Origin of the sequence: Flavobacterium sp. RHBU_3 (genome assembly GCF_046613565.1) — a bacterium.
In the GTDB taxonomy this organism is placed as follows: domain Bacteria; phylum Bacteroidota; class Bacteroidia; order Flavobacteriales; family Flavobacteriaceae; genus Flavobacterium.
In genome coordinates this window covers 68661-81737 of sequence record NZ_JBKJHC010000014.1, presented here as the reverse complement: position 1 = coordinate 81737, position 13077 = coordinate 68661, and the positions used below count along the sequence as shown (strand labels likewise).

Annotated in this window: 11 protein-coding genes; 1 reads left to right on the top strand and 10 read right to left on the bottom strand. The window is 41.6% G+C overall.

Annotation, left to right across the window (positions count from 1 at the left end; genetic code table 11):
* Positions 1–165: 165 nt before the first annotated feature.
* Positions 166–1197 carry a formimidoylglutamase gene (locus tag ACLI1A_RS17410; RefSeq protein ID WP_411409963.1) on the bottom strand — a complete coding sequence of 344 codons (1032 nt, stop codon included), beginning with the start codon at positions 1195–1197 and terminating at the stop codon, positions 166–168.
* A 107-nt stretch (positions 1198–1304) separates the two neighbouring features.
* Here ACLI1A_RS17410 and ACLI1A_RS17405 point away from each other — a divergent pair, with 107 nt between their 5' ends.
* A complete protein-coding gene (locus ACLI1A_RS17405) occupies positions 1305–2183 on the top strand; it encodes a hypothetical protein (protein WP_411409962.1) in 879 nt (292 codons plus the stop codon).
* Between the two features lie 137 nt (positions 2184–2320).
* Here the strand turns inward: ACLI1A_RS17405 and ACLI1A_RS17400 are convergent, their stop codons facing one another.
* From ACLI1A_RS17400 to ACLI1A_RS17360, 9 genes are all read right to left on the bottom strand, one after another.
* A complete protein-coding gene (locus tag ACLI1A_RS17400) occupies positions 2321–4045 on the bottom strand; it encodes an ATP-binding protein (RefSeq protein WP_411409961.1) in 1725 nt (574 codons plus the stop codon).
* A gap of 2 nt (positions 4046–4047) precedes the next feature.
* The gene (locus ACLI1A_RS17395; protein ID WP_411409960.1) at positions 4048–5169 is read right to left on the bottom strand and encodes a sensor protein KdpD; all 1122 of its coding nucleotides are present in this window, start codon (positions 5167–5169) and stop codon (positions 4048–4050) included.
* The gene (locus tag ACLI1A_RS17390; RefSeq protein ID WP_411409959.1) at positions 5169–6269 is read right to left on the bottom strand and encodes a porin; all 1101 of its coding nucleotides are present in this window, start codon (positions 6267–6269) and stop codon (positions 5169–5171) included. Before ACLI1A_RS17390 ends, ACLI1A_RS17395 begins: the two co-directional genes overlap by 1 nt.
* The gene (locus ACLI1A_RS17385) at positions 6270–6830 is read right to left on the bottom strand and encodes a K(+)-transporting ATPase subunit C (RefSeq protein ID WP_411409958.1); all 561 of its coding nucleotides are present in this window, start codon (positions 6828–6830) and stop codon (positions 6270–6272) included.
* A gap of 139 nt (positions 6831–6969) precedes the next feature.
* Complete coding sequence (gene kdpB / locus ACLI1A_RS17380; protein WP_411409957.1) at positions 6970–9009, bottom strand: potassium-transporting ATPase subunit KdpB; 2040 nt, start codon at positions 9007–9009, stop codon at positions 6970–6972.
* Positions 9010–9021: 12 nt separating this feature from the next.
* A complete protein-coding gene (gene kdpA, locus ACLI1A_RS17375) occupies positions 9022–10725 on the bottom strand; it encodes a potassium-transporting ATPase subunit KdpA (protein WP_411409956.1) in 1704 nt (567 codons plus the stop codon).
* A gap of 3 nt (positions 10726–10728) precedes the next feature.
* Positions 10729–10806, bottom strand: coding sequence for a potassium-transporting ATPase subunit F (locus ACLI1A_RS17370; protein ID WP_411409976.1), 78 nt, complete (start codon positions 10804–10806; stop codon positions 10729–10731).
* Between the two features lie 50 nt (positions 10807–10856).
* A complete protein-coding gene (locus ACLI1A_RS17365) occupies positions 10857–11138 on the bottom strand; it encodes a hypothetical protein (RefSeq protein WP_411409955.1) in 282 nt (93 codons plus the stop codon).
* Positions 11139–11330: 192 nt separating this feature from the next.
* The gene (locus tag ACLI1A_RS17360; RefSeq protein WP_411409954.1) at positions 11331–12686 is read right to left on the bottom strand and encodes a sigma-54-dependent transcriptional regulator; all 1356 of its coding nucleotides are present in this window, start codon (positions 12684–12686) and stop codon (positions 11331–11333) included.
* Between the last annotated feature and the right edge of the window lie 391 nt (positions 12687–13077).

Here is a 13077-nt window from a genome sequence, read left to right as displayed (position 1 = left end):
AAACAGTTGGTTTAGAAACTGATGCGGACTGTAAAATTAGGTAAAATCCCGGTTAACCCTATGGTTTTTTCCATAAAAAAAAGCCCAGGCAAAGGCTTTTTTTTATTTACAATTTAATTAATCTTAAAGAGTTGTTAAAAATTAACAATAGTGTTATATCTGTAACTAATTCATTTTCGACTTAATAAAGTCGGCAATTAGTGCGGCAATCACTTTTCCGGTAAGATGCACGTAGCTATTGCATTCAAGTTCAGGAACTGCTTCGCATACATGCAGGTAGGCAACATTGCGGCACTGCCCGAAGTAGTGTATAAAATGTCGTGCCTTCTCTATACTGAATCCGCTTGCGGTCATTGTATCAGTAGGGAAGTGTGGTAAAGCAGATAAGTCTATCTCCAGACCAAACGGGTCATCGGCTATAAAACCTTTGGCCAAAGCAAGTTCTTCGCTAAAGTGTTTTTCTTTTCGCACCGCTATTTGTTCGTAGGTGTTGTAGCGCAGGCGGTCGTTATGCTTTTTAATGGTCTCCAAGATTCCTTTATTGGCATAGCTTTCGTGCATACCAAAAATGAAATAGTTTTTAAGGAAACCTTCTTCAAAAGCATAGCTAAAGCCGTTACCGCTATGACGACCTTCCAGCATGCGCAGGCGTGCCCGGCTGTCGTAGTTTATGGCATTTACGGGTTTACCTTTAGCCAGTGCTGCGCCCTTTACATTGCCATAAGCATTGTTGTGCCCGCCACCCAGTACTATAGGGATTTTGCCTGCCTGAATAATGCGGCAAATGACATGAGATACGTCTTTATCTATCTTTTCAACCAAAGTGCTTAGCTGTCTTCTGCCTTCTTTTTCGCGTCCGTCGATGGTCGCAGCTGCTTCCATGGCTTCAGAAACGTCTACTTGTCCGAGTACAATAAGACTGTTTCCTTTACAAAAACGGTTGTGTTGCATGTTGCAAATGCTGCGCAGGGCGTAGTCCCATGCTTTTGCTGCACCGGGTTTGCCATGATTTGCACGTATGCCTATATCTTCGGGGATACCTACCAAAACAAACTGAGCCTCAGTTTCTTTGAGGAATTCAAAAGGATCAACTCCGTTAGGTATGGTTATAATTCGTTCTCCAAATTTAATTTCCCCGCTACGCTGTTTAGTATATTTTAACAGGTCTGCCGCTGTAAATAATGTAATGTTTTTCATTGCTTGCTTGTTATACCAAAAATAGTACTTTTCTGTAAAATTTTCTTAAAACGAGAACATCGTATTAAATTATAACTAAATTTGGAAAAACTAATTACATAAACGTTATGGAAGAAAATCAAAAGAGTAACTCCGGACTGAAAATAGTAATCATTGTACTATCACTCCTTCTTGCAGGAAGCCTTGTGATGATGTATAAAATGAGTACTGACAGTAAGCAAACTGAAACACAACTTGTGTCTGAGAAAGACAAATTAATGGCCGATCTTAAGGCTCAAAAAGAAAGCTACGACAAGGCTATTGCCGAGAATACGTCACTTTCGGGAGATCTTGAAGCTGAACGTGCCAAAATTGTAGAGCTTATGGCTGAAGTTGAAAAATCTAACGGTGAGGTTGCCGAGTTGCGTGGATTCAGGAATAAATATTCACAGCTTAAAAAACAACACGATAAGCTTATCGCTGAAAATAAAAGACTTGTAGAAGAAAACGCTACACTTACTACGCAGCGCGACAGTACACGCAGTGCACTGGATGATAGCAAACGCCTAAACGATACGCTTACTGCCCAGAATACTAATAAAGCTAAAATTATAGAAAAAGCACAGAAGCTTAGTATTACTAACGTACGTACCAAAACTTACAAGAAAAAAGGCTCTGGTAAACTGGTAGAAACTGATAAAGCGCGTAGGGTAGATGTTATAGATGTTACCTTTACCATTGCAGCTAACGAAGTTGCTATAGCCGGTGAAAAAACATATTACGTTCAGGTGATAGATCCTAAGAGTAATGTTATTGGCGAAAAGAAAACGGAGTCTTTTAACGGACAGTCGCTTACTTATAGTTTTATTACTAAGGCTAACTTCCAAAACAAAACAATAGATATCAATCAAACCATTAATGGAGATGATTTTGCAAAAGGTAACTATTTTGTAAACGTTTTTGATAATGGAGTACTTGTAGGAAGCTCAAGCTTTACACTACGATAAACAGAAAAAATACCACATTTAAAAAGCGTCTGAAAAGTAATTTTCAGGCGCTTTTTTATTCTACTTGTGTTTTATATTGAACTAAATGAATAACATTTTTAGTTTATAGAAACCTAACGATTTAAATATATGCTATTCTAAAAATCCTGTTTAAATACTAATGTAAAAATGCTTCCCTGTCCTGGTGTGCTGCTAACAGTAATAGTACCACCCTGTGCTTCCATAAACTCCTTACTTATGGCAAGGCCCAGCCCGGTTCCTTCCTTCTGGCTACCCGGCACCCTGAAATATTTATCGAATATTTTACCTATATAATGTTCAGATATTCCTATGCCGTTGTCTTTTACACTTATAGATATTGTATCAGCATAGGTTGCTGCCGAAACTGTTATCTCTGCATTTTCATAGGAATAGCGCACCGCGTTTGAAATTAGGTTAGAGATTATCCAGGTGGTTTTTTCGCGGTCGGCTAGTATGTCCTTTAGGTTTTCGGCAATCTGTACCTTAATGTCAGTATGTTTACCTGATGCCTGTATCCTGTTGGCATCAACAGCATCTTCAATTAGGATAGCCACATTGCAGGATTCCAGGTTTAGTGCTGTTTTACCAGTTTCTACCTGGGTTATGTTAAGTAATTCACCTGTAGTGCGCAGCAGCCTTGCGGTATCGTCTTTTATGCTTGCAAGCAATTCCTTCTGGTCGTTGTTAAGAGTTCCGGTTTTTTCATTTTCCAATAGTTGCAGGCTCATTTTCATACTGGCAATGGGTGTTTTAAATTCGTGCGACACCGTAGCGATAAAATTGGTCTTGGCCTCATCCAGTTCCTTGTGCGCAGTTATGTTTCTTAGTATAATAACCGAACCTATGGTATAACTTGCAGTTTCACCCGTAGGTACTACCTGTATCGGAATAATGTTCTTCTCAAAATAACTCTCGCGTCCGTCGGCGTATATTTTCATCACCTGCCTGTTTTGTGTTTCGCCTAATACCGCTTCACGGCTAAGGTCGCGCACCAGGTCATTGGTAAGGGCTACTTCGCTAATGTTTCTGCCTATAACACTCTCCTTTTTCAGTGCTGTAATTTTTAGTGCTTCCTCATTTACAAACAATATGTGGTGGGTTTCGTCCAGGCCAATAACGGGGTCTGCCATATTGTTTATAAGGGTTTCTACGCGCTTTTTCTCAGTCATTAATTTTGCCAGATCACTCGCCGAGTATTCTTCCAGCTTTTGCGCCATAGAGTTAAAGGTGGTTGCCATGGTGGCAAACTCGTCGTGCCCTTGTATATATACGCGTTGCGAATAGTTTTTCTCGGCAATCTGCCTTATGCTTTCGGTTAGTTTTTTTATAGGAGCTGCAATAGCCGTGGGCAAATTGATAAACAGTAAAAATCCGAGGCTTATACACAGTGCGGCAGTAAACGTAAGCCACAGTACCGAACTGTCGGCGGTTTTTTCGGCTATGGCGCTCTTACGTTGTATGGCATCCATGTTCAGTTTCATTACACTGTTTAGCGATTCCCGTATGTTGTGCAGGTGGGTTTTGTTTGTAGGTTCTTTTACCAGGCTGGCGTAGTGCATTTGCAGGTCGGTAGTGTATTCTTTTTCGCCTACTTCGGTGATGTTTGCCACCTGTTTGTCCATGTAAAATTTAAACTGTTTCAGGTTATTGGCAGTAAGCGTATCAGCATCTATGGCCTTTAGCATATTGCGGCTGTAATCCAGCGACTGGTAATTAGCCACCAGTATGTTCTTGGTGTCTTGCGCCAAAAGGTTTACCTGCCTTATGGCAAATGCCGATAGTATAGCAATGAGCAAAAACAACGTGCCGAGTGCCAGTTGCAGTTTGGTCCTTATTTTCATTTTTACGAAAGTATTACGAGGTCAATTTCGCTGCTGGACAGTTTGTTTAGCAACGACTTAAATACATTGGTAGACAAAATTACCTTAAATAAGTTTATGTGTGGCTTACCTATACAAATGGTAGTTACCTTACGGGCTTCGGCAGTAGCCATAATAGTAGATGCTACTCCAGGGCTTTCTATTTTTACAATTTCGGCACCAAGCTCTATGGCCAGTTTATAGTTGTTTATAAGATGGCGCTGTTTGTTCAGTGCTATTTTATCGGGTGCTTCGGCGGGAGTTTCTACATACAACAAAAACCACTTGCTGTGGTAGTAGTTAGCTAATCGGGCTGTTTTGCGTATTACTTTTTTGGCCGTAACGGGATTACTGCTTATACAGGCCATAAAACGCTCCTGCCTGCCGGTGTATCCGGTAACCTCAGTTTCTACCTTACGCTCTACCTGGCTGGCCACTTCCTTTAGTGCCAGTTCGCGCAGCTGAAGTATATGTTCTGCCTTAAAAAAGTTAGACAGGGCGTGCGGTATTTTATCCTGGGTATAAATTTTGCCTTCTTTAAGCCGGGTAATCAGTTCATCGGCAGTAAGGTCTATATTTACAACCTCATCGGCGGCTTTTAATACATTGTCTGGTATACGCTCCTTTACTTCAATACCCGTAATTTCCCTAACATCGTCGTTAAGGCTCTCTATATGCTGAATGTTTACCGCACTAATTACGTTTATCCCCGCATCGAGTATTTCCATAACGTCTTGCCAGCGTTTTTCGTTTCGGCTGCCTTCTATATTAGTGTGGGCAAGTTCATCTACCACAACCACTTCGGGCCTTAGGTTTATTATAGCCTGTACGTCCATTTCGTCCAGGTATTTACCTTTATAAAAAATAAACCTGCGTGGTACCACCGGAAGCCCATCGAGCAGCTCATGGGTTTCTTTACGGTTATGGGTTTCTATGTAGCCTATTTTTATGTCGATGCCGTTACGAAGCAGCGTATGGGCTTCCTGCAACATACGGTAGGTTTTGCCTACACCGGCACTCATGCCGATGTAGACCTTAAACTTACCCCTGCGCGACCGCTGAATCAAGTCCAGGAAGTGTTGCGCATTTGTATCTCTTTCTTCCATTAGAATGAAATTGCAAGTGCCGTAGTTACAAAAGTATTACTAGCGGTAAGACTACTGTTTTTTACAAAAATATCGTCTTTGCTGTTAAGGGTACGGGCTTCAAGTCGCCACATTACATTACTGTAAACATTATAATCAAAGTTTACCGAATAACCTGTGGTTTTAAAACCGTTTGGTGTTCCGGTAGGAATCATTACACCATATTTATCGGCATAATATTCGCCACGGGCACTAAGGTTTATTTTACTGTTTACCGAATAACGCGCTATAAGCACCGGCGAGTACCAACAGCTATAGCTGTCGCTGCCTTTGGCTTTTTGCTCGGCACCTATATCAAATCCTGCAATAAGCCCCCATTTGTCTGTAAGCTGAAAAATAGCGTACAAATTATGGAAGTAACGCATCCTTTTATCTACATTAGGATAGGTATTACCTACAAACGAACTGCTGTTTAGCGTAATTTTATCCGACGGCTTGTACGTAAGCTGGTGGCCAAATGACAGGCTTTTATTACCATCTATTCTTTGTATGCGCTGCCAACCGTTTAATACAAGACCGCTTATAAACCACTTGCCCGAAGGAGAGGTGTAACCTATCTTGGCACCACTTTCGTAATAAGGTGAATTATCTGCCAGGATACTGCGGGTAAGGTTCCAGCAATCTTTACCTATAGCACTTTCAAAGCCTATATGAGAACCAAAAATACCGGCATCTACCCACAGGTTTGCTGTTTTACTCAGTTTAACACCTGCATTGGCCTCAAATACGTTTTTCATTACACCTTGTTCAGAAGCAAGGTTGGCGTTAGCATAGGTACCTGCCATAAGTGCAAGGTTACCGCGCACCTGTCCGTTATCGTAGGCAGCTTTAATTAAGCCCAGGTTTAGTGCTACCTCATTATGCCTGTTGTGCGAATAAAAAAACGCAGGGCGGGTATTGTTTACCGGTTGATTAAAATCGTAAGCGTAGTAGGTTTCTATGTAAGCGCTAAGCTTAAGTCCGGCTACTTCGGGTTGCGGTAGTACCTTAATGGTATCGTTTTGGGCTATTACGGCACTGCCTGTTAGTACAAGTGCCGCAATTGAAAAAAGGGTTTTCATTTATTGTAAGTTGTCTATTGCTAAATTAAGTTTTAATACGTTTACTTTTGCAGGTCCCATGCAGCCAAGTAACGGTTTTTCGGTGTTATCTTCTATGACTTTAGTCACGGTTGCCTCAGTAAGATTACGGGCTTTTGCTACACGTGCCGTTTGTATGGCTGCTGCTTCGGGTGAAATGTCGGGGTCTAGTCCGGCCCCGCTGGCAGTAACCAGCTCAGCAGGAACATCTTTCCTGGCAACACCGGGGTTTTTTAGCAGAAAAGTATCAATACGACTTTCTACGGTTGCAAGATATTCCGGGTTAGAAGGTCCTTTATTACTACCACCCGAACCTGCTGCGTTATAATCTACAGCGCTGGGGCGCGACCAAAAGTATTTGTTCTGGGTAAAAGCCTGCCCCACATTAGTGTGGTAGCGTTTGCCCTTATTTTCGGTAATAAAGCCTTTTCCCTGATTGGGCGCTAACTGAGCAATTCCCAAAATGCTCATGGTGTAAATACCCGAAAAGAACAGGGCACAAAACAGGGTTAATCGTATGGCGGGAACAATATGTGTTTTCATTTTTATTTATTTTTAATGTTATGTGCAGTCCTTCCATTTCGACCGATAGGGAGAAATCTCTTTATGATGAATTTTTTTGAGATTTCTCCACTCCGCTGCGCTACGGTCGAAATGGAAGAGCGCATAGTATTACATTAGGTTAAAAGAATACAGCAACCAGCATGTCAATCAGTTTAATGCCTATGAACGGTACAATAACACCGCCTAATCCGTAGATAAACAGGTTACGACGCAGTAGTGCCGAAGCTCCGATAGGCTTGTATGCTACACCTTTTAGCGCCAGCGGAATCAGTATCGGGATAATTATGGCATTAAATATTACTGCCGATAGTATGGCGCTTTCCGGACTGTGCAGGTTCATAATATTTAGTCCCTGTAGTGCCGGTATGGCGGTAATAAACAGCGCCGGTATTATGGCAAAGTATTTTGCCACGTCGTTTGCTATACTAAAGGTGGTTAGCGTACCGCGCGTCATGAGCAACTGCTTGCCTATCTCCACAATCTCAATCAGCTTGGTAGGGTCGTTATCCAGGTCTACCATGTTACCAGCTTCCTTAGCGGCCTGTGTACCACTGTTCATGGCTACACCCACATCGGCCTGGGCAAGCGCCGGTGCGTCGTTAGTACCATCACCCATCATGGCTACCAGCTTACCTTGTTGCTGTTCGGCTTTTATGTAGTTCATCTTATCCTCGGGCTTGGCTTCGGCAATAAAATCGTCTACACCGGCTTTTTCGGCAATAAACTTGGCCGTTAGCGGGTTGTCGCCCGTAACCATTACCGTTTTTACCCCCATTTTGCGCAGGCGTTCAAAACGTTCAGAAATACCTGTTTTAATAATATCCTGTAGTTCTATTACCCCAAGTACTTTTTCGTTTTGAGAAACCACTAATGGCGTACCACCATTGCCCGAAACTTTTTTTACTACTTCGGTAACTTCTTCCGGAAAAGGGTTGCCTGCTTTTTCAACTAAATTCTTAATGGCATCAAACGCTCCTTTACGAATGCGTACATCGGCAAAATCGATACCCGAACTGCGCGTTTCGGCAGTAAACTTTATAAAGCGTGGGTTTTCAACCTTAAAAGCATTTGCCTCTATACCGGCAAGCTCTATTATGGATTTACCCTCGGGTGTTTCATCGCTCATAGAGCTTAACACCGCTGCTTTTACAAAGGTTTTTTCATCGACTCCGGTTACAGGGTGAAAGTGTGTAGCCTTACGGTTACCTATAGTTATGGTACCGGTTTTATCTAGTAAAAGTACATCTATATCACCGGCTGTTTCTACTGCCTTACCTGATTTTGTAATTACATTGGCGCGCAATGCCCTGTCCATACCCGCAATACCAATGGCCGATAAAAGCCCCCCAATGGTGGTAGGAATAAGACATACAAACAGCGATATAAAAGCAGCAATGGTTATAGGAATATTAGCATAATCGGCAAAAGGTTTCAGTGTAACACACACTATGATAAACACTAGTGTAAAACCCGCCAAAAGTATGGTAAGCGCAATTTCGTTTGGTGTTTTCTGGCGGCTGGCACCTTCTACAAGGGCAATCATTTTATCCAGAAAGCTTTCGCCTGCATTAGTAGTTACCTGTACTTTTATTTTATCCGAAAGTACTTTGGTACCACCTGTAACCGAGCTTTTATCGCCGCCGGCTTCGCGTATTACCGGAGCACTTTCACCGGTTATGGCGCTTTCGTCTATGGTAGCAAGGCCTTCTATAATTTCGCCATCGGTAGGAATAATATCTCCGGCTTCGCAAATAAATACATCACCTTTTTTTAGCGTCGACGAGGGTACTACCTGTACCTCATCTAAGTACATTTCGCCCACGGGTTCTACCTTTTTAGCAGGAGTTTCCTCGCGGGTCTTACGCAGGCTGTCGGCCTGCGCCTTACCGCGGGCTTCTGCAATGGCTTCTGCAAAGTTGGCAAACAGCAGCGTAAACAGTAGTATTATAAAAACCGTAAGATTGTACGCAAAGCTCCCCTGGCTTTTTTCGCCCACAAGTACCCAAATACATACAAAGAGCATAATAGCTGTACCTACTTCTACCGTAAACATTACGGGATTTTTTATAAGCGACGAAGGGTTTAGCTTAATAAAAGATTGTTTCAATGCCTGCTGCACAAGTTCTTTTTGGAACAGGCTTGTATTTTGACTTTTCATTGTTATTGAAAATTAGTGGTATAATGAAAAATACTCGGCTATTGGCCCCAGTGTAAGCGATGGGAAAAATGATAGTGCTGCAACAATAAAAATCACCGCAAATATCATAAAGCCAAAGGTTGAGGTATCTGTTTTAAGAGTACCGGCGCTTTCGGGTACATATTTTTTACCGGCAAGTATGCCTGCTATGGCTACCGGACCAATAATAGGCAGGTAACGTGCCAATAGCATTACAATACCGGTAGCTATGTTCCAGAACGGAGTGTTATCACCCAGGCCTTCAAAACCGCTACCATTGTTAGCCGATGATGAGGTAAACTCATACAGCATTTCACTAAATCCGTGGTAGCCCGGGTTTGCAAGCCAACTGGCGTATGCCTCGGGGTTGCCAGCATATACGTAACTTGCCAGTGCCGTGCCTGCAAGAATAAGCAGTGGGTGCAGCAACGCTACCATCATGGCTATTTTCATTTCTCTGGCTTCTATCTTTTTGCCCAGGAACTCGGGTGTGCGCCCTACCATAAGCCCACTGATAAACACCGCAAGTATTATGAAGATGTAAAAGTTAAGGAAGCCCACGCCTATACCACCGTAGAAGCAGTTTACCATCATGCCTAGTAACGTGGTAGCACCGCCCAGCGGGGTAAAGCTGTCGTGCATTGCATTAACAGATCCGTTACTGGTACAGGTAGTATACACCGCCCAGTTAGCCGATGCTTCGGCACCAAAACGCACTTCTTTACCTTCCATACTGCCGGTATGCTGCGCTATTCCCATTTTGTCCAGTGCCGGGTTACCACCCATTTCGCCTACAATAGTGGGGATTAATAGCAATAGGAAACCCACGGTCATTACACTATAAATGGTCCATGCCAGTTTTTTTCGTTTAAGCACATGGCCTAAGGCAAATATCAGTGCTATGGGAATTAGTACTATACTCAGGTTTTCTACGAGGTTTGTAAAGTAGTTGGGGTTTTCCATAGGATTGGCACTGTTAGGGCCATAAAAACCACCACCGTTTGTACCCAGTTGTTTTATAGCAACAAATGCCGCCACCGGCCCACGGCTTACATCTTGTGTTTTGCCCTCAAGGGTGGTAATGTGGTCTTTACCTTCAAAGGTCATAGGTGTGCCGTTAAACACCAGTATAGCAGCTAACACAAGGCACAATGGCAGCAATACTCTTGTAGCCGAGCGCACGAAGAAACTGTAAAAGTTACCCAGTGTAGCCGAAGTTTTCTCTTTCATAGCCATAAATACCACAGCACAAACCGCCATACCGCAAGCGGCACTAATAAACTGCCACAGCATAAGAGTAAGCTGCCCTAAATAACTCAGGCCTGATTCACCACTATAGTGTTGCAGATTTGTATTAGTAATAAAACTCACGGTGGTATTAAATGCTAAATCCATGCTCATGGCTGGGTTACCATCGGGGTTTAGCGGAAGCCAGTCCATATTAAGCAATACAAACATGGATAAGATAAACCAAACCAGGTTAATAACCAGTAATGCGCTAATGTGCTGCTTCCAGGTCATTTCCACTTTATCGTTTATGCCGCCCAACTTAAAGAACAACCGGTCTATTGGGTTAAAAATTTTGTCGGCCCAGGTAGGTTCATAGTTAAATATCTTACCTATATACCTGCCCAGCGGAAGCGCCAGTGCCAAAACCAGCACATACATTACTACTATTCCGATAATTTCACTACTCATGGTTTAAAATTTTTCGGGTTTTACAAGTACATAGCACATGTAGGCAAATACCAGCAGGGCTATAAAAAAAAGTGCAGTCATGATTCTTTATTGAAAGATTGAAATATTGAAGGATTGAAAAATTCTGTTTTTTAAACACCCGAGGCGTTAACCTGCAGCACGTATTCTTTTTTAAGTGTAGGGGGAAACAACTCAGAAACGGTACAATTACGTATTTCTATAAAAGTAGAAACCGAATACACATAGATGCTGCCTATAGCATTTCGGGTTTCGGCATTACCGTTTTTAAAAAGCAGTTCGGCCATATCAAGGCATTTTTTTGCCCGGCTTACCTGTCCGCTTCTAATAAAGCTTTTGGTTAGTTCTGCAAACTGTACAGCCTTTGTGGAGACTGATTTTACATGATTTTTCATTTTGAAAGTATTTGTTTTCGAATACCCTAACGCCAAAATGAATGCCTGTTTTTAATGACGACTGTTAAAATACTATTATTCAACACAATAAAACAAAAACAAAGCCGTGCCAAAATAAAAACCCTATCATTTTGAAAGGACTATCCTTATCAAAATGATAGGGTTTTGCATTAAAACCTCCGTTCTTGTATACTATCCTATCTTATATTCTTCAATTTTTCGGTAAAGCGTTGCTATACCTATACCTAAAAGTCGGGCAGCTTCGGCTTTGTTTCCGTTTGTATAATTAAGTACTTTTTGTATCTGTACTTTCTCGGCTGCGGCTAATGAAAAAGCCGATAGCAACTTTGTACCGTTTTCCTCAGCCACCGAGGTATCTTGCTGTACAATATCAAAAGGAAGCGTATTTACGGTAATTGTATCTGAAGTTTCTAATATTACGCTACGCTCTATTACATTTTTTAGTTCCCGTATGTTTCCCGGCCAAGGATGCAATTTAAGTGCTTGCAAATAAGTCGGTTGCATTCCTTTTAGTTGTCTGCCTGTTTTTGCATTAAACGATTTTATAAAAAATCCAGCCAGTGTTTCTATATCGGCCACACGCTCCCGCAATGATGGAAGTTTAATTTGAAATATAGACAACCTATAGTACAAATCTTGCCGGAAATGGCCTGCTTCTATTTCCTTTAACAAATCACGGTTAGTTGCGGCAACCACCCGTACATTTACTTTGGTTACTTTGCTTTCTCCTACTTTTATAAACTCACCGCTTTCTAATACCCTAAGCAGTTTTGCCTGCAGGTCTAGTGCCATTTCGCCCAATTCATCTAAAAATATAGTACCACCATCTGCTTCTTCAAAAAGACCTTTCTTGTCTTTTACGGCACCTGTAAAGGCTCCTGCAATATGACCAAACATTTCGCTTTCGAGCAAATCGTGGCTAAATGCCGAACAGTTTACGGCCACAAAACTCTTTGTTTTACGGTTACTATTTTGATGAATGGCATTGGCAAAAACTTCTTTTCCGGTACCGGTTTCACCCGTTAACAGTACAGTAGCATCAGTAGGAGCTACGCGTTCGGCAAGTGTTGTGGCTTCTTTTATGGTTTTAGAATTTCCTATAATACCTTCAAGAGAGTATTTTTTTTCTAGGCGCGATTCTAAGTGGGCCACCTGTTTACTTAACGCTGACTTTTCTATAGCTCTGTGTATAAGTGGAATAATCTTGTTGTTGTCATCACCTTTAACAATGTAGTCGAATGCCCCGTTTTTTATGGCCTGAACGCCATCGGGAATGTTACCATAGGCGGTAAGCAGTATAACTTCAGTTTGCGGATGGTTTTCCTTAATGGTAGCAGTAAGATTTACGCCATTTCCATCGGGCAGTTTTACGTCGCATAACACAACATCAAATTCCTGCTGCTCCAGCCTTTTAATACCCGTTTTGCAGTCTGGAGCCTCGGTAACTTCAAAACCTTCAAGACTGATAATTCTGGCCATGAGAGATCTAAGCTTTTCTTCGTCGTCTATAATGAGGATTTTGTTCATTAACGAAATAATTAATAATTAGTAATGGTCTTCTTGTGTAAGAAATAACTGCAAAATTAAATTTTAATACAGATAACACGAAATTATCTTGGTTAATGAAGTGGTTTAAACTTTTTAGAATTAAAAAAGCGTTATCGATATTTGTATCGCTAAACATACAATTATCAAAACCAATTCTTTATGTACAGTGTACTTGACAAAGATACGATACAATTAGAAATTGTTGTATATCTACTTAAAGCCTGTCTTGGATTTTCTGTAAAAGATCCATTATCAGAATCAATAAATTGCTATAAGAATCTATTTTATAGTAACTTAAATGTAGTTGTGTAAATAAGGCTGTACATATAACCGTGTAAATAATAGTTACGTTCAGCGCTCTGACAGGAGT